Genomic DNA, 23,583 nt, shown 5'->3' on the forward strand with positions numbered 1-23,583 from the left:
GCGCTCCCTCGGCGTCGACGCCGAACCGCACGCCGGGCGCTCCGCCGAGGACGCCCTCCGCCTCGCCCGCGAGGCGGCCGCGAACGGCGTCGACGCGGTGGCCGTCGTCGGCGGCGACGGCATGATCAACCTCGCCCTGCAGGCCCTCGCCGGCACCACCGTCCCGCTCGGCGTGGTGCCGGCCGGCACCGGCAACGACCACGCCCGCGCCTACGGCCTCCCGCTCGGATCCCCCGAGGCCGCCGCCGACGTCATCGCCGCCGGCCGGACCCGCGCGGTCGACCTCGGCCGGATCACCGGCCCGGACGGATCGGTCCGCTGGTACGGCTCCATCCTCGCCACCGGCTTCGACTCCCTGGTCAGCGACCGCACCAACCGCCTGCGCTGGCCGCGCGGCCGGATGCGCTACAACCTCGCCATCCTCATCGAGTTCGCCAACCTGCGCCCGCTCCCGTTCCGGATCACCCTCGCCGACGGCACCGTCATCGAACGCGACCTCACCCTCGCCGCCGTCGGCAACACCAGCAGCTACGGCGGCGGCATGCTCATGTGCCCGGACGCCCTCCCGGACGACGGCCTGCTCGACGTCACCCTCGTCGACGCCATGCCCCGGCTGCGGATCGCCCGCTTCTTCCCCACCCTCTTCAAGGGCACCCACACCACCCGCTCCGAGGTCACCACCCTGCGCACGACGTCCCTGCGCATCGACTCCCCCGGCATCACCGCCTACGCCGACGGCGAATTCATCGCGCCGCTGCCGGTCGAGGTCACGGTGCGGCGGAACGCCCTGCACCTGCTGGTGCCGTGAGACGCTGCGGTCCGGCCGGCCGACCGGTCGGACCGCAGCCGGCGGAACCGTTCACCCGCCGCCGGTCGCCGTCACCCGTCGACCGTCACTCCCCGACCGTCACCCGTCGACCGTCACCCGCCCCGCTCACTCGCAGCCGTTCGGCCACCGCCGTTCACCCGGCGCCGTTCACCCGTCACAGGCGCGCCCTGACCTGCCGCACCGGGTGGCCCAGCGCGGCGGCGATCACGGCGAGTTCCGCCTCCGCGAAGCAGAGCCGCTCCGGGTTCCACACCTCGATCTCGAACCGGGCGAACCCGCACGGCCAGTCGTAGCCGAGCACGTCCAACGTGGTGGCGCTGCCGCAGCACGGCACCGTCACCGCGAGCGTCGCGAAGCCGTCCGCCGCGTGCTCCTCCGACAGGTCCGCCCACCACACCGGCTCGATCAAGCCGCCGCAGTGCGGGCACCCGATCCGTTCCAGGTTCTCCCCGCAGTCGACCACCGTCGGACGCTCGTACCAGCCGACCTCCACCTCGGCGTCGTCGTCCGCCTCGACCAGCCCGGCCACCACCGCGACGGCCCGCTCGGCCGCCGCCGGCTCCGGCTGCCAGTACGGGTCCGCCGGGATCACCGACAGGACGTCATCGCTCACTGCCCGGCCCCTCCACGGTCTCCGTCCCGGACTTCCACCTCGGCCCCCGGCCCGGCAGGACGGGGTGAACCAACCGTCGTCACCCGCCCAGGCGGCGGCGCCAGAGCAGCGGACGCACCTCGATCGCGTCCGACGGGTCCCCGCCCCAGACCGCGGGCAGTCCGGCCGCCGTGAGGGCCGCCACCACCTCGTGCCCGATGGCGGTGGTGGTCGCCGGGGAGCCGTCGAAGCCACCGTAGAGGAGGGACAGACCGCGGCCGGCGGCGGCGGAGTCGGTGCACTGGGAGTGGAAGAAGACGAAACCGCGGGCGGCCGGGGCACCGACGGCGCCGATCTCGGCCTCGCCGCAGGAACGGCAGCAGCTGAAGTGCTCCCGGGCCGTGATGCCGTCGGCGTCGAGGGCGGCGAAGGCACGGGCGAGGCGCTCCGGGTCGGTCTCGCCGAGCCAGCCGGTCTGCTCGCCGACGCGCTCCAGCCAGAGCCGGTCGGCGAGTTGCTCGGCCTGGGCGCGCGAGAGCGGACGGCGCCCGCCCGACACCAGGTACTCCTCGGCCTCCTCGGCGAGCCGCGCCCGGTCGGTGTACCCGCAGGCCAGCGTCAGCCGCAGCCGGTCCTCCAACTCCCGTCGCTCGTCCGCGCCCAGCTCCGGTGGCGGCACGGGCTCCGGTGCGGGGCCCATGTCGAGCGGCTGCCAGTCCAGACCGTCCGCCCAGCCCGCGTCGCCGCGCGCCCAGGCCGTCATCACCGCGGCCACCGGATCGGGCCCGTCCAGCCGCACCTCGAAGTGCCGCTGGGCGGAGCCGTCGCGGTGCTCCAGCGTGTAGTCCTCGCCGTCGGCGTGCCACACCTGGACGAACACGTCCGGCAGGTCCGGCACCCGCTCCACGACGAGGAAGCGGTCGTCCTCCGCGCCGATGCGCAGGACCAGCCCCGCCAGCTCGTCCGCGCTCGGCCGCGACAGCCGCTGCCCGTCGTTCGTCTGTACCGTGATCGCCAACATGGGTCCACCCTTGCACACACGACTGACAACCGCCCCGGCCGAAGCCCCAGTTCAGCCCGGGTGCGAGCGGACCCGGCCGGCCCTCCGGCCATCGCCCCCGAGGCTTCGCCGGCCCCTGCCGGGGCGGCCCCCGCCGTCCGCCCGCGCCGCCCGCCCCCCGTCAGCCGTCAGCTGTCAGCTGTCAACCGACCTGGGACGGCTGGTCTTCCCGGCGGACCCGGAACACGACGTTGCGGCGCAGCGGCCCCTCCGGGGCGGCGGGGTCGTCGAAGTCCTCGGCGGGGTCGTGGGTCATTCCCAGGCGGCGCATGACCGCCTGGGAGCGGTGGTTGGCGGCGGTGGTGATGGCCAGGACCTCGGGGAGGCCGAGGGTGTCGAAGCCGTACCCGAGGACGGCGCGGGCGGCCTCGGTGGCGTAGCCGTGGCCCCAGGCGGAACGGGCCAGGCGCCAGCCGATCTCGACGCCGTCGACCGGGTCCGTCTCCTCGATGTCGTCCAGGCCGGCGAAGCCGACGAACTCACCGCTCCCACGCAACTCGACGGCCAGCCAGCCGTACCCGCGCCGCTCGATCGCCGCCTCGAACCGCGCCACCGAGGCGTCGCTGCGCTCGCGGGTGAGCGGGTCGCCCAGGTGCTCGCGGACCTCGGGGTCGGCGTTCATCGCGGCCCACGGGGCAAGGTCGGACTCCCGCCAGCGGCGGAGCAGCAGGCGTTCGGTGCGCAGTTCGGTCAGCGGTCGGCTCGGCAGTCGGCTCGGCAGTCGGCTCGGCGGTCGGTCCGACGCTCGGTCCGACGGCCGGTTCAGCGGTTCGTCCATGGTGCCAACCCAACGGCACCGCGCCCGCCCGGGCAAGCGGAATAGCCACCTCCCCGCGGCGGCCGCCCGACGGGCCGGGTGCGCCGCTGCTCGGCCCCGCCGCGCGCGGCCCCGGCGGCGCCAAGGGCACACACGCCGCGCGAGCGGGCCATTCCCCGGCGGGAATTGTCCGGCCGCGGGGTCGCTCCGAGGATGGGTCGCACCGAGACCGAGCGATCCCGTCGGTCGATCCACCGAGCGATCCCAGCAAGGAGTCCGCCATGACCACCGACCTTCCCGTCACCACCAGTGCCCAGCAACTCGCCGACCGTTACGCCATGTTGTGGACGGAGTCCGACCCGGGCGCCCGCCGGGAGGCGATCGAGCGGCTGTGGGCCGACGGCGGGACGCACCTCCTGCACCCGCCGGTCGAGGCCCGCACGGCGGCCGCCCGGGTCGGGTTCGCGGAGCCCGTCCTCGAAGCCCGCGGCTACGAGGAGCTGGAGTTCCGGGTCACCCGCGCCTACGAGGAGTTCGTTGCGTCCGGTGGGTTCACCTTCCGTGCCCGGCCGGACGCCGTACGGCTGCGGGACGTGGTCCGCTTCGGCTGGGAGATGGTGCCCGTCGACGGCGGCGAACCGGTCGGCGGCGGGGAGGAGTTCGTCGTCCTGGACGCCGACGGCCGGATCACCGCCGACTACCAGTTCCCCGGGCTCTGACCGGCGGCTGCCCGCAGCGCCTCGGCGGTCGCCGCGTCGGCGGGCAGGAACGCCTCCAGCTTCAGCTCGGCGAGCGTGACGTCGACGGCGGTGGCGAAGGTGGTGACCGTGGTCATCAGGTGCAGCTCGCCGAGCGGGGTGCGCAGTTCCAGCGGGACGGCGAAGCCCAGGTGGTGCTCCCCCACCTCCGCCTCGGGCACGTAGGAGCTCAACTCCTCGTGGAGGTCGCCGAGGTGCCTGGTGCGCTCGACGATGTGGCGGGCCCAGGCGGCGAAGTTGAGGATGCGCGGGGCGAGGCCGTCCGGGTGCAGGGCCAGCCGGTAGGCGTTGGTGCCGGGGCCGACGAGCCGCGGGTCGGCGCCCTCGGTGATCACGTCCACGGCGGCGTTGGCGGCGACCACGTCGCCGCGGCGGTCCACCACCAGGGCCGGGTACGGGAGGTGGCCGGCCAGGACGTGGCCGATCGCCTCCCGCACCGGCGCCAGCGACGGCCCGTCCAGTGGCGTCTCCGGGTAGACGGGCGCGTAACCGGCCGCCAGCAGCAGCTCGTTGCGGTCCCGCAGGGACAGGTCCAGCGACTCGGCGAGCCGGACCACCATGGCCCGGCCCGGCGCCGACCGGCCGGACTCGATGAAGCTCAGGTGCCGCTGGGTCGTGCCCGCCCGGGTGGCGAGGTCGAGCTGGCTCAGACGGCGGCTGGTTCGGCGCTCACGCAGCGCTCGGGGGAAGTCCACACCACCAGCCAACCCCGGACGGCCGCGGTCCGCCATTCCCCCGAGGGAATTGAGACCGTGCACGTCGGTGAGCAGTATCGACGGCATGGACATCGGCGTTTTCCTCCCCACCGGCCAGGACCAGTGGGCCGCGCACGGCCCCCGCGAGCTGGTCGCGTTCGCCCGCCGCAGCGAGGAGTTGGGCTTCTCCTCGCTGTTCGTCAACGATTCCCTGCTCGGCCCGCGGATCGAACCGCTCACCATGCTGGCCGCGGCCGCCCCGGTGACGGAACGGATCCGGCTGGGCACCGGCGCCCTGCTGCCGGTGCTGCGCCGGCCGGTGCAGACCGCGCAGACGCTGGCCTCGGTGGACCAGCTCTCCGGCGGCCGGCTGACGGTCGCGGTCGGCGCCGGCTTCCCGGGGCGCTTCGGCCGCCCGCTGCACGAGCTGTCCCAGGTGCCGTGGGAGCGCCGCTTCGCCCGGCTGGACGAGACGGTCGCCCTCTGGCGGGCACTGTGGGCCGGGGCGAAGGAGTTCCACGGCGAGTTCCACTCCTTCACCGAACTCCCGCCCGCCACCGCGCCGTTCCGCGTCGGCGGGCCGCCGGTCTGGCTCGGCGGCGCGACCCCGGCGGCCCTGGACCGCACCGGTCGCCACTACGACGGCTGGCTGCCCTACCCGCCGGACCCGGCGGACTACGCCGCCGGGCTCGCCGTCGTCCGGGCGGCGGCCGAGCGGGCCGGACGCCCGCCGGAGGCCGTCGCCCCCGCCCTCTTCGTCAACGTCCGGATCGACCGCGACGCGGAGGCCGCCCGCCGGACCATGGACGCCTACACCCGGTCCAACTACGGCCTGCCGCTGGCCGAGACGGAGAAGATCCAGGCCTTCGCCCTCGGCGCACCGGACGAGGTCGCCGCCACCCTCGCCCGCTACGCGTCCGCCGGCGCCCGGCACGTCGTGGCCCGCCTCGGGGCACTCGAACTGGACGGTCAGCGCGACCAGTTGGAGAAGCTGGCCGCCCTCGTGGGGCCCGGGGCGCGGTGACCCCGCGGCCCACGGGTCCGCCGGAGGCTGCCGGCACTCCCGGCGCTGCCAGCGCTCCGGGTGCTCCGGGTGCTCCCGGCGCTCACACACCGTGGGTCGCCGTGATCCTCCCGTCCTCGATCGCCGCCACCAGCTCCCCGTGGTCCACCAGCGTCCGGTCCGCGTACCGCACCGCGAACTCGGCCACCGCGTCCGCGAAGGTGTCCGCGCTGCCGAGGTAGCCGACGATGGCGATGCGGTCGCCGGTCCGGGCGTGGGCACGGGCGAGGGTGCGCCCGCAGAGGTCGGCGTAGGCGCGCAGGCCGGACGGCCGCATCTCGCCGATCTCGACCGAACCCTTCATGTCGCGCAGTTGGCGGCCGTAGAAGTGGCGCCCGGCGGGGCCCGTGGTCCAGCCGAGGAAGATGTCGCTGGCGGCCTGCATCAGGTGCTGTCCGGTGACCACCCGGCGGCCGCCGTGGTGGGCGGCGACCTCGGCCTCGACCCGGGTGGGCGGCAGGTGGTCCTCCAGGACCGACCGGCCGGCCTCCTTGATCTGCAGGAACAGCGGGTCGCGGCCGTCCCGGCCCTCCAGCAGGACGATGAAGCAGCGGGTGCCGACACTGCCGACGCCGACCACCTTGGTGGCCGCGTCGACGAAGCGGTAGCGGTCCAGCAGCACCCGGCGGTCCTCGGCGAGAGTGGCCCGGTAGTCGCTGAACACCTTGCCCACGCCGCGCAGCTCGGTCTTCTTCAGCGGTTCGATCAGCGGCGGCGCGCTGATGATGCGTCGCCGGCCGTCCCGTTCCTCGGTGAGCTTGCCGAAGGCCTGCAGGCTGGTGCGGCGTCGGGCGTGCTCGAGTCCGGCCTCGAAGCGCTTGCGCTGCCCGGACTTGGTCAACAGCGGCACCAGGTCCGCGGTGTCCACCCGGGCGTACCACGCCTCCAGTTCGCCCACGCCCGCCAGGTGCCGCATCGCCGTCGCGTAGCCGGTCGCGGAGGCGCGGGCGGCGCGGCGCACGCGCTCCTCGTCCAGACCGTTGTCGCGGGCGGCGACGGCGACGCTGGCGGCGAGCCGCTTGACGTCCCACTCGAAGGGGCCGGGGTAGGTCTCGTCGAAGTCGTTGACGTCGAAGAGCAGGGCGCGTTCCGGCGAGGCGTACACCCCGAAGTTCACCAGGTGTGCGTCGCCGCAGAGTTGGACGGTGAGGCCGGTGTCGGGGACGGCGCCGAGGTCGGCCGCCATCACGGCGGCGGCCCCGCGCAGGAAGGCGAAGGGACTGGCGGCCATCCGCCCGTAGCGGATCGGCAACAGCTCGGCGACCCGGTCCTCGCCCTGCCGCTCCAGCACGCCGACCGGATCCGGCCGGTCTGCGGCGGGGATCCACCGGCCGTGGTCGGCCCGGGAGACGCGGTCACGGGCTGCCCGGCCGCGGCGGCGGCGATCGGCGGGAGTGGTCATGCGGCGGCTCCGTCCGTCGGCGGGGTCCTCCCCGCGGCGGGGAGGCCGCGGGTGCCCCTCCCCGCGACGCTAGGACACGAGTGCCGGAGCGCGCAGCACACGCCCGCCGGTACTCGCCCGCCCGGGTGAAACCGGGCGGGCGAGTGCCGGGCCGGCTCACTGCACCGTGAAGTCCGCCATCATCGCCATGTCCTCGTGCTCCAGGTTGTGGCAGTGCAGCATGTACGCCCCCGCGTAGTCGGTGAAGCGCACCAGCACCTCGACCGCCTCCGCCGGGCGCAGGTCCACGGTGTCCTTCCAGCCGGCGTCGTACGGGCCCGGGTCCGCGCCGTTGCGCCCGATCACCTGGAAGTGGTCCAGGTGGACGTGCACGGGGTGGTGCAGGTCCGACGAGAAGCGCCAGCGCTCGACCGTCCCGAGGGCGGGCGTGGCGATGCTGTCGCCGGGCCGGTACGGCGCGCCGTTGATGGTCCAGCCGTCGCCGCGACTGCGGCGGAAGGTGAAGTCGCGGGTGGTGACGGCGGCGGACGCGTCCAGGGCCTCGACGGCGGCCAGCTTGTCCGGCACCGTCGCGTCGTCCGTCACCTGCTTCGAGGAGACGTCGAACCGCATCACCTCGGCCGTCCGGCCGCTGCCGAACCGGTTGACCAGTCGCACCTGGGTACCGGGCTCGTAGCGGGAGAAGTCGACCACGACGTCGAAACGCTCGGCGGGGGCGATCTCGATCCCGTCGTGGGCGACCGGCGCGGCGAGCAGGCCGCCGTCCGAGCCGATCTGGACGAGGGCGCCGCCGCCGGCGGGCTGCGGGTCGAGTTCGAGCCGGTACAGGCGGGCGTTCGAGGCGTTGAGCAGGCGCAGCCGGTAGCGGAGGCGGTCGACGTCCAGCCGGGGCCAGGGGGCGCCGTTGACGAGGATGACGTCGCCGAGCACCCCGTTGGCGTAGGCGGCGGTGACGCCGGGCTCGCCGAGCGCGGGGTCGGTGGCGGGGTACTTGAAGGACCCGTCGGCGGCGAAGGACCGGTCGGCGAGCATCAGCGGCAGGTCGCGCGCGCCGCGCGGCAGCGGCAGGGCGCCGTCCTCGTCGTCCTGGACGAGGTGGAAGCCCGCCAGTCCGCGCCAGACGGCCGGCCCGGTGAAGCCCATCCGGTGGTCGTGGTACCAGAGGGTGGCGGCACGCTGCTTGCCCGGATAGGTGTAACTGCGCTCGCCGACGGCGGTGCGGCCCGCCGCGTGGCGCATGCCCGGCATCCCCTGCATGCCGGGCATGCCCTGGGCGGCGTCCGCCGACGACCCGACGGGCATCAGCAGGTCGACCGGGTAGCCGTCGCTGTCCGCCGGGGTGTGCCCGCCGTGCAGGTGGGTGACGGACGGCACCGGCAGCTCGTTGCGGTGCTTGACCACCGCCGCCCGCCCGGAGCGGGTGACCAGCGTCGGCCCCGGGAAGGTGCCGCCGTACGTCCAGGCCTCGGTCCGAACCCCGGGAACGATCTCCAGCTTGGCGACCTGCTGGGTGATCTCGAAGTAGTCGGCGGTCCCGTCGGAGCGCACCGGCTGCAGCACGGCCGGCACCGGCAGCGGGGCCCGGAAGGCCTCGGGCAGGTCGAGGTCACTGCTCAGCAGCCGCCCCGGGCGGCCCTCGGCGAGCAGCCGGGCGGCCGAGGGGACGGCGACCGCGGCCAGCGCGCCCGCGCCGAGGACGGAGGCGCCGATGCCCAGGAACCGGCGTCGGTTCACTTGGACACCTCCACCGGCCCGGCGGGGCGCGGCAGCCGGCCGCTGCCGTCCGGGCCGGCCCCGGGCAGCCCCGCCCGCACCGGCAGCGGCAGCCGCCAGGCACCGACCAGCGCGAACAGGATGCCGCTGACCAGCAGCACGCCGAGGGTGACGTGCACGCCGAGCGCCCTGGCGTAGCCGGCGCCGATCTGGCCGATGACCGCCACGGTGAGCAGCAGGGTGGTCCACAACGGCCAGAGCGGACCGCGGCCGGGCCACCGGACCGCGACGGCCACCCCGAGCTGGAGCACCACGACGGTGGCCAGCGTCATCGCGTTGCCCTCGTGGTCCTTGAGGGAGTCGTAGGTGCCGTTGAGGAAGCTGCCGGCCAGCATGACCTGGAGCAGGGCCAACAGGGCCAGCGTGGTGGCGGTGGTGCGCAGCAGGATCAGCGGCCAGCGGGGCACGGGGGCGTCAGGGGGACTGCTCATGTCGGGCTACTCTCTGCGTCGGCGGTCGGTCGGGGCGGGCGAGAGCGTAGCTGATCCGAAATCACGATCAGCTCCAATAAAGGCTTTTGGGCCATCCCGTTACCCCATTGCGCCTGCTCGTCCCGCCTTTGTCACCCGGACGAGGGACGTGCTTGAGCAGTCCTCAAGGGCACCTGTCATGAGCTTCGCTCCCCCGGGTCTCATGGATTCCTCGCCGGGGCGCGTCATGACGCGGGCTCATGGCGAACACCATGAGGCGGGCTCACGCCCGGCCCCATGAGGCGGGCTCATGACGCACCCCCGGGAGTTCCATGAGTTCTCCTCATCGGAGGCCACATGAGCGACGTTCATGGGGCCGAGGCATGCGGCCCACTCATGAGCCGAGGCATGAGACGAACTCATGGAGCAGCGGCCCCATGAGTTCCTCTCATGGGGCCGCCTCATGAACTCAGCTCACCGCCAGCCGGTCTACTGCCGCGCCGCCGCCAGCTCCACCGGCCGGGTCCGCAGCAGGGCTCGGACCGGCAGCCCGGTCGCGCCTAGGCAGAGCAGTACGGCGCCGGCGGCCAGCGGCAGGCCGAGCATCGGCGGGACGTACGGGGAGGCGTTGGCGACGCCCCGGGTGACCGGCACCAGCGTGATCCAGGCGATCACCGCGCCGACCGCCAGCCCGGTCGCGGCCACCAGCAGCGCCTCCCAGCGCATCATGCCGCGCACCTGTCGCCGGGTGGTGCCGGCCAGTCGCAGCAGCGCGACCTCGCGGCGGCGGTCGAGCACCGTCATCACCAGGGTGTTGGCGGCGCTGACGGCGGCGAACCCGCCGAGCACGCCGGCCATCACGGTGTTGGCCCAGCCGTTGAGTTCCATGTCCTTGTCGGCCCGGGCGGCGAATCCGGCCCGGTCGGTCACGCTCGTCCCAGCCGTCGCGCCCAGCCCGGCGGCCACCGCCGCCCGGTCGGCGCCCGGTGCGTCGGCGACCAGCACCTGGCTGTCCTGGTCGGCGGTGACGTGCGCGGCGACGGCCGCCCGGGGCAGCACCGCCTGGCCGACGCCGAGGCCGCGCTCGTACACGGCGACCACGAGGGGCCGTACGGCGGTGCCGTCGCCGAGCCGCAGCGGGACGCGGTCGCCGACCCCGGCGTCCAGGGTGTCGGCGAGGCCGGTGCTCAGGGCGACGGTGTCGGGGGCGCGGCCGAGGTCGGCGAGCGAGCCGGTGCGCACACCCAGGTCGAGGACCTTCGACAGCCGGGCCGGGTCGCCGTCGACGCCCAGCGCGGGGGCGGAGCTCAGCCCGCCGCCGCTCTCGACGACCAGGCCGGTGCGGAGCACGCCGACGGCGGTGTCCACGCCGGGTACCTCGGCCGCCCGTGCGGCGGTCCCGGCGGGCAGGCCGGGGCCGGTGGCGCCGATCACGTGGTCGGCGGTGATGCCGGCCCGGACGTTCTCGCCGGAGGTGTGGCGCAGGGTGCTCTGCAGGACCAGCAGGGTGCCGCAGAAGGCGGTGACGAGGACGATCGGGGTGATCGCGGAGGCGAGTCGGCGGGCGTTGGCGCGGGTGTTGTCGGCGGCGAGCGAGCCGGGTGCGCCGCCGGCCCGCAGCGGGACGCCGAGCACGGTGGCGGCGATCCGGGCCACCCAGGGGCCGAGCAGGGCGACGGCCAGCATGAGGCACATGACCACGCCGAGCGCGGTCTGGGCGGCCTTCTCGCCGTCCAGGGCGGCGGCGACGCCGGCGATCGCGATGCCGCCGGCGGCGAGGAGCAGCCCGAGGACGGCGCGCACCCGGCCCGGGCGGGGCGTCTCGACGGCTGCCTCGCCGAGCGCCTGTGCGGCGCGCAGCTTGGAGGGACGGCGGGCGGCCAGGAAGCCGGCGGTGAGCGCGGCGAGGGTGCAGGTGAGGACGGCGGCGAGCATCGGCAGCGGTCCGATGTCGAGGCGGACGCCCGGGGGGACGGCGCCGCGTTCGGTCAGCTGGCCGAACCACCAGCGGGCGAGGGCGAGTCCGGGCAGGACGCCGAGCGCGGCGGCTGCCGGGGCGACCAGCACCGCCTCGGCGGCGATGGTGCGGCGGATCTGGCGCGGGGTGGCGCCGACGGCGCGCAGCAGGGCGAACTCGCGGGCGCGCTGGCCGGTGGCGAGGGCGACGGTGCTCATGACCACGAAGATCGCGGTCATGGTGGCGTAGCCGCCGAAGGTGCCGCCGATGCCCATCAGCATCGTCCGGGCCTCCCCGAGGGCGGGGTGTTCGACGGCTCCCCGGTCGTCTCCCGAGTGGACCTTCGCCGCGCCGCCGACGGCCTGACGGACCTGTGCGGCGAGGGCGGCGGCGGTCACGCCCTCGCGGGGCTGGACGGCGATGGCGTCGATCCGCCCGGGGTGGCCGGAGAGGCGGTCGGCGGTGGCGTCGGCGAACCAGGCGGTGGGGCCGGTGGTCTGGGCGGCGGCGAGGCCGGAGACCCGGTAGTCGGCGGTGCCGCCGGGCGCGGTGAGCCTGAGGTTCGCGCCGGGCGCGAGGTGGGCGGCGCGCGCGGTGTCAGCGTCGAGCACCACCTCGTTCGCGCCGGGTGCGCGGCCCTCGACCAGTCGGTCGGCCGGTCCGGCGATGCCGAGGGCGGCGTGTCCCCGGCCGGTCAGGGCCGGGGTGCCGCTCGCGGCGGTGACCGGGAAGGCGGTGTCCGGCCGGGCGGCGGCGACGCCGGGCAGGGCGGTCAGCCGGCCCACCAGCGCGGCGTCCGTGCGGGCCAGCTCCGGCGTGGCCTGCTCCTGGGTCTGGGTGTCCTCGCCGACCTTCTTCCGGATCTCCACCGCCTGTTCGGCCGCGACCACCACGGGCGCGGAGGCGTACCGGACGGGTTCGAGGCGCGCGGTGAGGCCGGTCTGCAGCAGCACTCCGCAGGCCGTCACGACGGCGGCGCCGAGCAGCAGGGCGACCAGGGTGCCGACGAAGGAGGCGGGCCGGAAGCGCACCGAGGCGCGCGCGAGTCCGTTGGTCACGCCGCCACTCCCACCGGGCGGGCGGTGAGCGCGACCATCCGGTCGGCGACAGCCTGCGGGCCGGGGTGCGGCAGGTCGTCGACGATCGCGCCACCGGCCAGGAACAGCACCCGGTCGGCGAAGGAGGCGGCCACCGGGTCGTGGGTGACCATCACGACGGTCGCGCCGAGGGAGTCCACCGCCTGCCGCAGCAGCTCCAGGACCTCGTGCGCCGTGCGGGTGTCGAGCGCCCCGGTCGGCTCGTCGGCGAACACCACGTCCGGGCGGGTGATCAGCGCACGGGCGATCGCGACCCGCTGCTGCTGGCCGCCGGAGAGCTGGCCGGGCCGCCGCCCGGCGTGCCCGCCGAGGCCGACCCGTTCCAGCAGTTCCCGGGCCCGGGCGCGGTCCTGGCGCTCCCCGGCGAGCCGCTGCGGGAGCAGCACGTTCTGCTCGACGCTCAGCGAGGGCAGGAGGTTGAAGGACTGGAAGACGAAGCCGATCCGGCTGCGGCGCAGCTCGGTGAGCCGCTTCTCGCCGAGTGCGGTGATCTCCTCACCGCCGAGCCGGATCTCGCCGGCGTCCGGGCGGTCCAGACCCGCCGCGCACTGCAGGAAGGTGGACTTGCCGGAGCCGGAGGGCCCCATCACGGCGGTGAAGCTGCCCGGGGCGAGCGCCAGGTCGATCCCGCGCAGCGCCTGCACCGTCCCCGCCCCACGCCCGTAGGTGCGGCGCACGCCGCGCAGCTCGATCGCGGGGCCCGGCTGCGGTCCGGGGTACCGGTCGGAACCGTACGGGGCGCCGTCGTGCGCGTCGGCGGCGTACGGGTCGCCCGCGCGCTCGGCGGTCCTGCGGCGGTCGTGGCGGCGTGCCATGGAGGGCCTTCCTTCGGTTCTGCGTCGCTCGTCGTCAACGTGCTCCACGCTAGGAAGACGGCGCCCCGCGGACCATGGAGGCCACCGGCGGACCGGAGGTGGGGTTATCCCTACACCGCTTCGGCGGTGATCCCCAGGTAAGCCGCGCGCAGTTCGGCGAGCACCGGGTGCGCCGGGTCGAGGGCGGTGCCGTCGACGGCGGCCAGCGGCCGGACGCCGACGCCCGCGTTCACCGCGAAGGCGGCGGCGAAGCGGCCCAGCCCGGCGGCGGGCAGGGGCGCGCGGGACTGCCGCCCCCGGTACGCGCCGGACAGCAGGGCCTCGGTGACGCCGGGCAGGCTCGGGCCCTCCGGCCAGACCAGCCCGTCCCCGTCCAGGAAGCCGACGTTCCAGGTGGCGCCCTCGGTCACCCGGCCGTCCGGGTCGACGAGCAGCACGTCGTCGTAGCCCGCGAGTTGGGCCCGTCGGCGGTGGTGCACCAGGCCGAACAGGCCGACGTGCTTCACCTCCGGCAACTCGCGCCGGTACACCGCGGTGCGCACCCGCAGCGGGGCGGGTTCGGCCGTCGCGGCCGGGCGGGTGGTGACGAGCAGGGCGGGCACGGCGGGGGCGGCGGGGCGCTCCAGGCCGAGCGCCGGGTCGTACACGGTGACCCGGACGACCACCGGGGCGCCGTCGGCGGGCAGCACCGAGCGGATCCGCTCCCGCACCGCGGCCCGGTCCAGTTCGGCGGCGAACACCGTGCGGCAGTCCCGGACCAGCCGGTCGAGGTGCAACGTCAGGCCGCGGACCCGGCCCGCCTCGGCGCGCAGGGTGGTGAAGTGCCCGTAGTTGAGCAGCCCCAGCGCGGCCAGCCGCGCCGGGTCGGCGGGGGCGCCGTCGATCTCGATCTCAGCCATCCCCCGAGTCTGCCAGCTGCGGCGCCGGCGCAGCCGGCCTCGCAGTGGGCTGCACCGCGTCCTGCGCGGGGGTCCGCACCGTGTCCTGCGCGGGCCCCTGCGGCGCGGGGACCGGCGCCCCGCGGTACGGGGAGGGCCCCGGCCGGCGGGCGGCCCGCTCGAAGTCCTCCATCCGGTACGCCAGCCCCTCCGGTTCACCGCCGTCCGACCAGCGCCACGCCTCCGCCCACCACTGCGGGCCGCGCACCAGCGGGAAGCCCGCGAGCGCCAGGTGCAGGGCCAGCGTCGAGCGCGCGTAGTCGTGCACCCAGCCGTCGGCGCCCCGGTAGTCGGCGGTCTCGTCCAGGCGCAGCCAGCGGCCCTCGCGGCCGGCGGTCAGTATCGGCACCCAGCCGTGCAGCCGGTCGGCGACCAGCAGGAGCAGCCGCCCGTCCACCTCGCGCACCCGGTAGGAGGGGAGTTGGGGCATCCGCGCCAGCGCGAGCGAGCGCTTCCAGCCGACCACCCACAGCCCGCGGCGCAGGTAGTAGCGGACCGCCGGCCGCCAGGTCCAGTGCGCCTCCAGGCGGAACCCGGGCAGGCCCTCGGCGGTGGCCGCCGCGTACACCTCGTCCAGTGCGGCGGCGGCCAGTCCGCGTCCGCGCGCGGCCGGGCTCACGTAGAGGGAGGAGACGGCGAGTTGGCCCGGGCCCCGGGTCCAGTTGTCCACCGCGACGGTGCCCGCCACGGCGCCGTCGTCACCGTGGATCCAGTACCGGCGGCGGTACAGCTCCCCGCCGGGCCACTCCCGGCCGCTCTCGCCCAGCCGCTCTCGCCAGCCTCGCTCCGCCGGCGGCGCCAGACCGTCCGGCTCCACCGGCTCGCCCAGCTCGCCCTCGACCAGGGACGCCAAGTCCCAGCGCGCGAACCGCCGTTCTTCCCCTTCGCCGACCGCCCCCAGCCGCGGACCCGCCGCCAGCCGGTCCTGCGCCCGCTCCACCGCCGCGTCCCACGACCTCACCACGGCGCCACCCTAACCGGGACCGGAGACATTCCGTAATTCAGTGGACACCGAACGTCAGGTCGGATACGAATACGGCTGTCCGATCAGCCCGGTTCCCACCGGCTTGTCCGGGAGGTTCCGTTCAGGAGGGAGATCCCCATGCGCGGCATCTTCGTACGCGCCGTCGCCGGGGCGGCGCGCGCCCTGACCGACGGCCTGACACGGCTTCGGCGCCTCGTCCGCCTCGTCGGACACGCGGTGCCCGACGGGTATGCCGGGCGCGGCGGCGTCGGATGCGTCAGGCACGACGGGCACGGTCCGCCGCCGGGCGGGCCGGGTCAACGCCACGGCCGCGACCACCAGGGCGCCGCCGGCCAGGGCGTTCCAGCCGACCGGCTCCGCGAGGAACAGCGCACCGATCGCGGTGGACCACAGCGGCATCACGTAGATGACGGACGAGGCCGCGGTGGTGCCCGCGGTCCGGACGAGACCGAGGTTGAGCAGGTACGCGAAGCCGGTGCCGACCATGCCGAACACCAGCAGGGCGGCGGCGGGGCCGGCCCCGGGCCAGTGCGGGGCTCCCGCGGCGAGCGGCGCGATCACCGCCAACTCCGCGGCGGCGCAGCCGATCTGGAGGGCGGAGAGGGTGGTGACGGACTCCGGACGGCCGGACAGGAAGCGCCGCAGGTAGGCGAAGCCCGCCCCGTAGCAGCAGGCGGCGGCCAGGCAGGCGAGCCCGCCGGCGGCCTCGCCGGGGCCGACGCCGTGCCAGACCCCGAGCACGGTGAGCACCCCGACGAACCCCAGCGCGAGGCCGAGCAGCCGGCGGGCGCCCGGGCGGCGTTCCTCGGGGACGGTGAGCACCGCGAACGCCAGGGTGAACAGCGGAGTGGTCGCGTTGATCACCCCGGCGAGCACCGAGCTGACCCTGGTCTCGCCGAACGGGAACAGGATGAACGGCACGGTGTTGAGCAACACCGCGACCACCGCCGAGTGCCCCCACAGCGCACGGTCACGCGGGATCCGCTCACCGCGCAGCACCAGGACGACGCCCAGCGTGACCGCGCCCAGCAGGCACCGCCACAGCGCCACCCAGACCGGCGGCACCCCCGCATCGACCGCCACCTTGATCAGGGCGAAGCTCGCACCCCAGATCCCCGACAGTGCCGCAAAGGCCGGCAGCCATCGTCGCACCGCAACCACCCCCGTATTCCTCCGGTGTTCCCTGCTGGACAGAGGGTGGCCCGGCGTCCGAGCATGAGTCCAACAAGTGGCACTCCGACGTGGATGAGGAAGTCTCATGTCCCCAGGTCACACGCCCCAGGACGCCCGATGACCACGGACGTCAACCTGGCCCAGCTCAGGGCACTGGTCGCGGTCGCCGACACCGGCGGCTTCGGCGCGGCCGCCGACGAACTGGGCATCAGCCAGTCCGCCGTCTCGCACGCCGTCGGCGCCCTGGAGCGGGTCCTCGGCGCCCCCGTCCTGATGCGCGGGGTGCCCTGCAGGCCGACCCCGCTGGGCGAACAGGTCCTGCCGCACGCCCGAACCGCCGTCGCCTCCGCCGCCGCCGTGCGCACCGTCGCGACCCGGCACACCGGCGGCCTGACCGGTACCGTCCGGCTGGCCGCGCCGACCACCGTGTGCCAGGCGCTGCTGCCCGGGCTGCTGCGAGACTGGAAGGCCGCATACCCGGAGGTCACCGTCCGGGTCTTCGAGGGCGAGGACGCCGAGCTGCCCGCCTGGCTCGAGGCCGGCACCGTGGACGCCGCCGTCCTGGTGGACGCCGGGCCGCCGCTGCCCGGGGCGGTCGCGCTCGGCGCGGACTCGATGCACGCACTGCTGCGCCGCGACCATCCGCTCGCCGGCCAGGAGAGCATCCACGTCGCCGAGTTGGAGGACGACGACTTCCTGCTTTCCGAGGGCGGCTGCGAGCGCCACATCCGGGAGGCCTACCGGCGGGCCGGCACCCGCTTCGCTCCCCGGCACCGGATCCGCGACCTCAACACCCTGATCGGCATGGTGCACGCCGGGGTCGGTGTCTCGGTCATGCCCGCGCTCGCCCTTCCGATGCTCCCGGCCGACTGCGTGCTGGTCCCGATCCGGCCCGCCGTGCACCGGACCCTCACGCTCACCGGCCCGGCCGGGCGGCCATGGTCCCCGGTGGTCAGCGGGCTGCTCGTGGGAGTGGGGGCGATGACGAAGGGCAAGGCCCTGGCCGCGGCACCGGCCTGAGTGGAGTTTTTCGGCGCCGGGATCAGGGTCGGTGGAACTTCCCGTCGGTCCGGCCGGCAGTGACTGGTCGGCGCGCCCGTACGGCCGGAGGGTGACGGCATTCCGCCGTACACCCGAGGGAGGACCCGTTGTCCGCACACCCGCCGCGCCCGCTGTCCGCACCGTCCACGCAGCCGACGGCCACGCCGGCCACGGCCGTGCACCCCACTGCCGTACGGGAGAAGGCCGCGCGGGCGAAGGCCGAGCCGTCGTCGCCCGCTCCGCCGACCCCCGCGCACCCACGCCGCTGGTGGGCGCTGTGCGCGCTGCTCACCGCCGAGGCGATGAACCTGTTGGACGCGACGATCGTGCAGGTCGCCGCGCCACGCATGCGCGCCGATCTCGGCGGGCCGACCGCCGCCGTGCCCTGGCTCACCACCGCGTACACGCTGCCGTTCGCCGTCCTCCTGCTCACCGGCGGGCGGCTCGGCGACCGGGTCGGGCGGCGGCGAGTGTTCCGGATCGGGGTCGCAGGCTTCCTGCTCGCCTCACTGGCCTGTGCCTGCGCGCCCACGCTCGGCGCGCTGCTCGCCTTCCGGGCCGTCCAGGGCGCGGCGGCCGCCGTGATCGTGCCGCAGACCGTCGGCCTGATCAAGGCCATGTTCCGGGGCCCGGAGACGGCTCGGGCGCTCGGCGCCATCGGTCCGGTGATGGGGCTGGCGGCGGTCGCCGGCCCGGTACTGGGCGGGATCCTCACCCACGCCGACCTGTTCGGTTCCTCCTGGCGCGCCGTCTTCCTCGTCAACCTCCCGCTCTCGCTCGCCGTCCTCGCCCTCGCCCCGCTGCTCACCGAGGACCGCGCCCCTCGCCGCCCCGGCCTCGACCCGGTCGGCAGCGCGCTCGCGGCGCTCGCCACCGGGCTGGTCGTCCTGCCGCTGCTCGCCACCGGGAACGCGCCGACGGTGTGGCCGGCCGTCGGAACGGTCGCCGGCGTGGTCGCCGCCGCGGCCTTCGCCGTCCACCAACGGCGCGGGGCCCGGCGCGGCCGCGACACCCTGGTCGAGCCCAGCCTGTTCGCCGCTCCGAGGTTCCCGGCCGCGCTGGTCACCCTCGCGCTCGCCTTCGCCGCCACCACGGGACTCGGCCTGGTCGTCGTCCTGCAGCTCCAAATCGGCAGCGGCGCCGACGCGCTGGCCTCCGGCCTGACCTTGCTGCCGATGTCGGCCGGACTCGCCGTCGGCTCGCTGTGGGCAGGGTCGTCGCTGGTCCGGCGGTACGGGCCGCGGGTGATGCCCGCCGGGGTGGCCGTCATGGCGGTCGGCATGGTGGCCGCCGCCGGCGCCTACCGGACGGGCCAACGACCCGAGGCACTGCCGTACGCGCTCGCCGTGGTCGGGCTCGGCCACGGGCTGTTCACGCCCGCCTTCTTCACCACCGCGCTGAAGCCGCTGCGACCGCAGGAGATCGGTTCGGCGGCGGGCCTGCTCAACGCCGTCCAGCAGCTCGGTTCCACGCTCGGTGTCGCAGTGCTCGGCCGGATCTACCTGGCCGCCCCGGACACCGCCGGGGCGCAGCACGCCTGCTGGATGGCGGTCGGCGTGCTGGCGGCCGTCGCCGTGGCGGGACACCTGATGAGCGACGCTCAGGGCGCCCGCACCGGTCCCCCCGTCCACGCGGCAGAATCGGACGGTGAGTCCGACCACCGGGAACCCCCGCATGCTCGATGACCTCGACCGCGCGCTCGTCCACGCCCTGCGCGTCGACGGGCGCGCCCCGTTCAACCGGATCGCCGCCGTCCTCGACGTCTCCCCGCAGACCGTCGCCCGCCGCTACCGACGGCTGCGGGCCGAGGCCGGCCTGAGAGTGGTCGGCCTCGCCGACCCGCACCGGGCCGGGCGGGCCCAGTGGCTGCTCCGTCTCACCGCCGGACCGCACACCGCCCAGAACCTCGCCCAGGCACTGGTCCGGCGGACCGACACCGCCTGGGTGAAGCTCACCTCCGGCGGCACCGAGATCACCGCCATCGTCGACACCGGCCCGGGCCCCGACGGCCACAGCCTGCTGCTGCGCGACATCCCCCGCACCGCCGCCGTCACCGACGTCTCCGCCCACTGCCTGCTGCACACCTACCGGGGCGGCCCGACCGCCTGGCCGGTCAGCACCGAGGCGCTCAGCGAGGAACAGCAGGACCGGCTCCGCCCCACCGCCGCGGGTCCGCCGTCCGGCGGCCTCGACCCCGCCGACCTGACCCTCCTCGGCGCACTGCACCGGGACGGCCGCACACCCCTCGGAGACCTCGCCGCCGCCACCGGCCGCACTCCGGCCACCGTCGCCCGCCGGCTCGCCGAACTCCGCTCCGACGGAACCGTGTTCCTCGACGTGGAACTCGACGCCCGGCTCCTCGGCGCGGGCATGCAGGCACTGCTGTGGATCGGGGTCGCCCCCGCCCACCTCGACCGCGTCGGCCGTGCCCTCGCCACCCACCGCGAACTCGCCTTCGTCGCCGCCACCACCGGCCCCAGCAACCTCGCCGCCCTCGCCCTGTGCACCGACCCGGTCGACCTCCACCGGTATGTGACCGAGCGGCTGGGCGCCGTCCCGGAGATCACCGCCCTGGAGTCCGCCCCCGTCCTCCGCACCCTCAAGGCCGCCGGTCCGGTCCCGGCGCCACCGGGACACGGACGGTCCTGACCGGGGTCACGGCCCCGCGCGGGGTCATCGCCCCGCACGCGCTCACCGCGGGTCCTGGTGCCGCCCCCGGCCCAGCCCCTGAACCCACCTCCGCCGCAGTGCGACGCAGCGCCACGACCGCAACGATCGAACAGGGAAAGGCAGCCGACACGAAGGCCGCCGTTGATCATCGTGAGTTGTGTCAGCAAACGAAGATCAGGCGGTGGCCGCAGGCCACAGCGCAGTACCTGCCCATCGGCGGTCGATGTTCGACCAGGCGCCGGGTCGCATCGCGGGCCGGTTCGCCGGGGTCGAGCCCCGCCTTCGGGCACGGGCACGGGCACGGGCGCTGGTGCTGGGCCTGCTGTCCGACCTACCGAGGAAGAACTGCCGGACCCTGGCCGAGCACGCGGGTGACGCCACCCCGGACGGCATGAAGCACCTGCTGCACCGTGCGCCGTGCGCCGTGAGACGCCTACGCGGTCCGCGACGACGTTCGCACCTACGTGGTCGAGCACCTGCACGACCCCGACGCCGTGCTCGTGGTCGACGAGACCGGCGACCTGAAGAAGGGCACCGCGACCGTGGGCGTGCAGCGCCGATGCACCGGCACGGCGGGCCGGATCGAGCACTCCCGGGTCGCCGTCTACCCGGTCTACTCCGCCGCCTGCGGGCACGCCGCGATCGACCGGCACCTGCAACGAGATCCAGCACCTGTTCACCACATTGATCGCGGGACGAGTCCACGACTTCCGGCATCGGCTCCGCTGGTCACAGTGGCGGCGCCGACACCAGGCCCGAGCCCGTGACGGCCGCCACCGGCGGCAAGCAGCCCTGCAGCCATGACGATCAAGCCCTGCGACCGGAGGTGACTACGCCGGAAATTCCTGGCCCATCGCCCGCAGGACGTCGGCGAGCCACACCAGGTGGTATCCCAGGGCACGATCCTGGTCGGCAAGCAGATCCCTCAGATGCTGCCAGGACTCCGAGAGCTGCCCGATCGTCAGGGCCCCCGGCTCCATGGCGACGTCGTACAACTCGTCCGAGGGGACGGACCAGAAGTAGTCCTTGTCCAGGGCGACGGTGTCGCCCGCCACGGCAGTTTCCACATGGCTCAGCAGTACGTCGAACGACCTGCGCAGCTCAGCGAGGGACACGTACAGGGGTTCACCAGTCATGAGCACCATCATGAAGGACCGACAAGATCACGATCCACGGCCGGAGTACCAGGCGACCGGAACGCCGATCGCCGCCGCGACGGTCAGGCGGGGCGGCAGTACCGCCGTCACGCGCAGCGCGGAGGCGACGTCGCGGCGCGCGCGGAGCTTGGTGAGGGCGGATCAGGCGAACACCGCCGCGATCACGGCGCGGCAGCCGAGCCACGGGTATGCGGTCACGGCCCCCCTTGCGTCGGCGCTCCCGCCGACGCAGGGCGGGGGCACGGGCGGCCCCGCGGCGGCCGGCCGGTTCGGCCTGCGGACCGGTACGGGTCAGCCACCGCCGCCGACGCAGGTGACGCAGGTGACGCAGGACGACTTGACCGCACAGGCCCAGGAGCAGCACCCCGTGACGTACAGGCCTTCGCCGCTGCAGTGCGCGGTGGCGCCAGCCGGGCAGGCGCAGTACGCGTCCGCGACATTCGCCTTGCGGCCGCCGGAAACCACGCGGTCGACCAGGTCGGGAACCGCCTGAACCATTTGTTCCTCCGCTCGGGAGGGTGGATCGGAGAGACCGTGCACGTACTCACGAGATCTCGCGGGACGAAAAGCTGACCGACCGTTCGAGAACGTGCCCAGACCAACGCCGAAGCCGTCAATGGTCGGGAGTCCGGAATCAGAGGCTCCTGTTCCTCGGGGTTCACACTTCCCCTCCGCCGGGTCTTGACCCGACCTCCGGGACAGGTCTATACCAGTGGGAGCTCATGGCAACCACCCCACGCCCCTGGGCAGTTCACCCTGCCGACGCGCCACCCCCACCTCCGGCGCGAACAGGCACTTCCCCCACTGCCGTTTCCTGGAAGGCTTCCGATGGAACGCGCCATTCCCCCACACCCCGCCCGCCCGGAACACCCTGCCCACCCGGAACTCCCCGCCGGACCGCAGCAGTTCACCGGCCTGGAGCAGTTCACCGGCCCGGAGCAGCGCGTCGACCCGAAGCAGCGCGTCGGGCCACCCGCCGGCTCATCCTCCGCGCCCGCCCGGCACCGGCGCAGGCACCGCCCCGGCCGGGCCGCCCTCGCCGCGACCGGCGTGCTCGGTCTGCTGGCCGGAGGCCTCGCCGCACTCGCCGGCTCCGGCTCCGCCGCCGCGGACACCACCGCCGCCACCGCCGCGGCCGGTCTGGGCAGCAACTGGTACGCCTCGGCCCCGTACCTGATGCCCGAGGACAACAGTCCGCCGGACGCCGCCGCCGTCATGGACGCCACCGGCCAGAAGGCCTTCCAGCTGGCGTTCATCCTGGCCCAGGGCAACAGTTGCTCCCCCGCCTGGGGCGGCACCTCCTCGATCGACAGCGACACCACCATGCCGAACGTGATCCAGACGATCCGCGGCAAGGGCGGGGACGTCTCGGTGTCCGTCGGCGGGTACGGCGGCACCAAGCTGGGCCAGGTGTGCGGCACGCCGGAAGCGACCGCCGCCGGCTACCAGAAGGTGATCACCAAGTACCAGCTGAAGGCGATCGACTTCGACCTGGAGGAGCCGGAGTACGAGAACACCGCGGCCATCCACAACGAGATCGGCGCGGCGCGGATCCTGCAGCAGAACAACCCGGGCCTGTACGTCTCGATCACCACCGCCGGCACCAACGCGGGCACCGGCTGGTTCGGCACCCAGATGCTCAACGAGGCCAAGTCCCAGGGCTTCACGCCGAACAACTACTCGATCATGCCGTTCGACGGCGGCTTCAACGGCGCGGCGGCGCAGACCGACGCGCTGGTGAAGTTCAACCGGATCCTGCAGACGACCTTCGGCTGGAGCGAGGCCACCGCCTACGCCCACGAGGGCGTGTCGATGATGAACGGCCGCACCGACGCCGCCGAGTACTTCCGCCAGGCCGACTTCCAGGCCGTGCTGGACTTCGCCACCGCGCACGGCCTGGCCCGGTACACCTACTGGTCGGTCAACCGTGACCGGCAGTGCCAGGGCCCGGTGGACCCGGGGCTGTCCGGCTCCTGCTCCAGCGTGGCGCAGAACGACTGGGACTTCACCAAGTACACCGTGAAGTTCGCCGGAGCGACGCCGCCCACCACCCCGCCCACCACCCCGCCGACGACTCCCCCGACCACGCCGCCGACCAGCCCGGGCACCCCCGGCACCTGCACCGCCCCGGCGTGGAGCGCGGGCACCACCTACACCGGCGGCGCCAAGGTGTCGTACAACGGGCACGACTACCACGCCAAGTGGTGGACGTTGAACGAGGTGCCGAGCGCCAGCGGCCAGTGGGGCGTCTGGGCCGACGACGGCCCCTGCTGACGCGGGACCGCACGGCACGGCCCGGCCGACCGACCGCCCGCCCGCCCGCCCGCCCGCCCGCCCGGCGCGACCGAACACGAGCGGGGCCCCGGGGTGCGTACGCACTCCGGGGCCCCACCCTTCGGTTCCGGCGCCCG

At 74.9% G+C, this 23,583-nt stretch carries 21 protein-coding genes and 2 pseudogenes; 8 read left to right on the forward strand and 15 right to left on the reverse strand.

The genetic code is table 11. From position 1 onward, the window contains the following. Positions 1–808, forward strand: an 808-nt coding sequence (locus tag ACFV04_RS02225; RefSeq protein ID WP_380526218.1) for a diacylglycerol kinase, incomplete at its 5' end; no start/stop codon positions are given. Between the two features lie 175 nt (positions 809–983). On the opposite strand, the gene ACFV04_RS02230 is transcribed toward ACFV04_RS02225, so the two are convergent. The 4 genes and pseudogenes from ACFV04_RS02230 to ACFV04_RS02245 form a co-directional block, all read right to left on the reverse strand. Further along, positions 984–1,442 carry a hypothetical protein gene (locus ACFV04_RS02230; protein WP_380526219.1) on the reverse strand — a complete coding sequence of 153 codons (459 nt, stop codon included), beginning with the start codon at positions 1,440–1,442 and terminating at the stop codon, positions 984–986. 79 nt (positions 1,443–1,521) lie between these two features. After that, complete coding sequence (locus ACFV04_RS02235; RefSeq protein ID WP_380526221.1) at positions 1,522–2,442, reverse strand: DUF6891 domain-containing protein; 921 nt, start codon at positions 2,440–2,442, stop codon at positions 1,522–1,524. A 181-nt stretch (positions 2,443–2,623) separates the two neighbouring features. After that, positions 2,624–3,175, reverse strand: a complete 552-nt coding sequence (locus ACFV04_RS02240) for a GNAT family N-acetyltransferase (RefSeq protein WP_380526345.1) — start codon at positions 3,173–3,175, stop codon at positions 2,624–2,626. Between the two features lie 28 nt (positions 3,176–3,203). Beyond that, positions 3,204–3,521: pseudogene (locus ACFV04_RS02245) on the reverse strand (hypothetical protein); the annotation flags it as partial. Here ACFV04_RS02245 and ACFV04_RS02250 point away from each other — a divergent pair. Then, on the forward strand, positions 3,520–3,957 hold the full coding sequence (locus tag ACFV04_RS02250) for a hypothetical protein (protein ID WP_380526223.1): 438 nt from the start codon (positions 3,520–3,522) through the stop codon (positions 3,955–3,957). The pseudogene ACFV04_RS02245 and the gene ACFV04_RS02250 sit on opposite strands and share 2 nt — an antisense overlap. Here the strand turns inward: ACFV04_RS02250 and ACFV04_RS02255 are convergent. Then, positions 3,936–4,691, reverse strand: coding sequence for a helix-turn-helix domain-containing protein (locus ACFV04_RS02255; protein WP_380336347.1), 756 nt, complete (start codon positions 4,689–4,691; stop codon positions 3,936–3,938). The two genes, ACFV04_RS02250 and ACFV04_RS02255, sit on opposite strands and share 22 nt — an antisense overlap. An 85-nt stretch (positions 4,692–4,776) precedes the next feature. Between ACFV04_RS02255 and ACFV04_RS02260 the strand changes: the two genes are divergently transcribed. Next, positions 4,777–5,715, forward strand: coding sequence for an LLM class flavin-dependent oxidoreductase (locus tag ACFV04_RS02260; RefSeq protein ID WP_380526225.1), 939 nt, complete (start codon positions 4,777–4,779; stop codon positions 5,713–5,715). Between the two features lie 82 nt (positions 5,716–5,797). Here the strand turns inward: ACFV04_RS02260 and ACFV04_RS02265 are convergent, their stop codons facing one another. The 8 genes from ACFV04_RS02265 to ACFV04_RS02300 form a co-directional block, all read right to left on the reverse strand. Continuing rightward, on the reverse strand, positions 5,798–7,156 hold the full coding sequence (locus ACFV04_RS02265) for a DUF2252 domain-containing protein (RefSeq protein ID WP_380526227.1): 1,359 nt from the start codon (positions 7,154–7,156) through the stop codon (positions 5,798–5,800). Between the two features lie 156 nt (positions 7,157–7,312). Further along, a complete protein-coding gene (locus ACFV04_RS02270) occupies positions 7,313–8,890 on the reverse strand; it encodes a multicopper oxidase family protein (protein ID WP_380526229.1) in 1,578 nt (525 codons plus the stop codon). After that, positions 8,887–9,360: a hypothetical protein gene (locus ACFV04_RS02275; RefSeq protein ID WP_380526231.1), complete on the reverse strand. Its 474-nt coding sequence runs from the start codon at positions 9,358–9,360 to the stop codon at positions 8,887–8,889. The genes ACFV04_RS02270 and ACFV04_RS02275 overlap by 4 nt, the downstream gene beginning before the upstream one ends. Before the next feature lie 468 nt (positions 9,361–9,828). Beyond that, the gene (locus ACFV04_RS02280) at positions 9,829–12,354 is read right to left on the reverse strand and encodes an ABC transporter permease (RefSeq protein WP_380526233.1); all 2,526 of its coding nucleotides are present in this window, start codon (positions 12,352–12,354) and stop codon (positions 9,829–9,831) included. Next, entirely contained in the window at positions 12,351–13,208 is an 858-nt protein-coding gene (locus ACFV04_RS02285) for an ABC transporter ATP-binding protein (protein WP_380526235.1), read from the reverse strand. The genes ACFV04_RS02280 and ACFV04_RS02285 overlap by 4 nt, the downstream gene beginning before the upstream one ends. 110 nt (positions 13,209–13,318) lie before the next feature. After that, a complete protein-coding gene (locus tag ACFV04_RS02290; RefSeq protein ID WP_380336328.1) occupies positions 13,319–14,107 on the reverse strand; it encodes an aminotransferase class IV family protein in 789 nt (262 codons plus the stop codon). Further along, the gene (locus ACFV04_RS02295) at positions 14,100–15,110 is read right to left on the reverse strand and encodes a GNAT family N-acetyltransferase (RefSeq protein WP_380336325.1); all 1,011 of its coding nucleotides are present in this window, start codon (positions 15,108–15,110) and stop codon (positions 14,100–14,102) included. The genes ACFV04_RS02290 and ACFV04_RS02295 overlap by 8 nt, the downstream gene beginning before the upstream one ends. A gap of 54 nt (positions 15,111–15,164) precedes the next feature. Next, positions 15,165–16,283: a DMT family transporter gene (locus ACFV04_RS02300; RefSeq protein WP_380526237.1), complete on the reverse strand. Its 1,119-nt coding sequence runs from the start codon at positions 16,281–16,283 to the stop codon at positions 15,165–15,167. A gap of 138 nt (positions 16,284–16,421) precedes the next feature. Here ACFV04_RS02300 and ACFV04_RS02305 point away from each other — a divergent pair, with 138 nt between their 5' ends. The 4 genes and pseudogenes from ACFV04_RS02305 to ACFV04_RS02320 all read left to right on the forward strand — a co-directional run. Next, on the forward strand, positions 16,422–17,324 hold the full coding sequence (locus tag ACFV04_RS02305) for a LysR family transcriptional regulator (protein ID WP_380526239.1): 903 nt from the start codon (positions 16,422–16,424) through the stop codon (positions 17,322–17,324). A gap of 128 nt (positions 17,325–17,452) precedes the next feature. Then, positions 17,453–19,030, forward strand: coding sequence for an MFS transporter (locus ACFV04_RS02310; RefSeq protein ID WP_380526241.1), 1,578 nt, complete (start codon positions 17,453–17,455; stop codon positions 19,028–19,030). Next, positions 19,020–19,994 carry an Lrp/AsnC family transcriptional regulator gene (locus ACFV04_RS02315; protein WP_380526243.1) on the forward strand — a complete coding sequence of 325 codons (975 nt, stop codon included), beginning with the start codon at positions 19,020–19,022 and terminating at the stop codon, positions 19,992–19,994. Before ACFV04_RS02310 ends, ACFV04_RS02315 begins: the two co-directional genes overlap by 11 nt. A gap of 244 nt (positions 19,995–20,238) precedes the next feature. Continuing rightward, a pseudogene (locus ACFV04_RS02320) lies at positions 20,239–20,671 on the forward strand (transposase); the annotation flags it as partial. A gap of 174 nt (positions 20,672–20,845) precedes the next feature. On the opposite strand, the gene ACFV04_RS02325 reads toward ACFV04_RS02320, so the two are convergent. Further along, on the reverse strand, positions 20,846–21,151 hold the full coding sequence (locus tag ACFV04_RS02325) for a hypothetical protein (protein WP_380336312.1): 306 nt from the start codon (positions 21,149–21,151) through the stop codon (positions 20,846–20,848). Positions 21,152–21,463: 312 nt separating this feature from the next. Next, entirely contained in the window at positions 21,464–21,670 is a 207-nt protein-coding gene (locus ACFV04_RS02330) for a hypothetical protein (RefSeq protein WP_380526245.1), read from the reverse strand. Between the two features lie 561 nt (positions 21,671–22,231). On the opposite strand from ACFV04_RS02330, the gene ACFV04_RS02335 reads away from it, so the two are divergent. Then, positions 22,232–23,446 carry a carbohydrate-binding protein gene (locus tag ACFV04_RS02335; protein ID WP_380526347.1) on the forward strand — a complete coding sequence of 405 codons (1,215 nt, stop codon included), beginning with the start codon at positions 22,232–22,234 and terminating at the stop codon, positions 23,444–23,446. Positions 23,447–23,583: the final 137 nt, after the last annotated feature.

Origin of the sequence: Kitasatospora sp. NPDC059599, assembly GCF_042735125.1 — a bacterium.
Taxonomy (GTDB): domain Bacteria; phylum Actinomycetota; class Actinomycetes; order Streptomycetales; family Streptomycetaceae; genus Kitasatospora.

Bases quoted from the DNA above. Each gene is read 5' to 3' on its own strand.
- ACFV04_RS02290 (WP_380336328.1), bottom strand. From the start codon at position 14,107: ATGGCTGAGATCGAGATCGACGGCGCCCCCGCCGACCCGGCGCGGCTG.
- ACFV04_RS02260 (WP_380526225.1), top strand. From the start codon at position 4,777: ATGGACATCGGCGTTTTCCTCCCCACCGGCCAGGACCAGTGGGCCGCG.
- ACFV04_RS02235 (WP_380526221.1), bottom strand. From the start codon at position 2,442: ATGTTGGCGATCACGGTACAGACGAACGACGGGCAGCGGCTGTCGCGG.
- ACFV04_RS02275 (WP_380526231.1), bottom strand. From the start codon at position 9,360: ATGAGCAGTCCCCCTGACGCCCCCGTGCCCCGCTGGCCGCTGATCCTG.
- ACFV04_RS02305 (WP_380526239.1), top strand. From the start codon at position 16,422: ATGACCACGGACGTCAACCTGGCCCAGCTCAGGGCACTGGTCGCGGTC.
- ACFV04_RS02325 (WP_380336312.1), bottom strand. From the start codon at position 21,151: ATGACTGGTGAACCCCTGTACGTGTCCCTCGCTGAGCTGCGCAGGTCG.
- ACFV04_RS02285 (WP_380526235.1), bottom strand. From the start codon at position 13,208: ATGGCACGCCGCCACGACCGCCGCAGGACCGCCGAGCGCGCGGGCGAC.
- ACFV04_RS02265 (WP_380526227.1), bottom strand. From the start codon at position 7,156: ATGACCACTCCCGCCGATCGCCGCCGCCGCGGCCGGGCAGCCCGTGAC.
- ACFV04_RS02315 (WP_380526243.1), top strand. From the start codon at position 19,020: ATGCTCGATGACCTCGACCGCGCGCTCGTCCACGCCCTGCGCGTCGAC.
- ACFV04_RS02250 (WP_380526223.1), top strand. From the start codon at position 3,520: ATGACCACCGACCTTCCCGTCACCACCAGTGCCCAGCAACTCGCCGAC.
- ACFV04_RS02330 (WP_380526245.1), bottom strand. From the start codon at position 21,670: ATGGTTCAGGCGGTTCCCGACCTGGTCGACCGCGTGGTTTCCGGCGGC.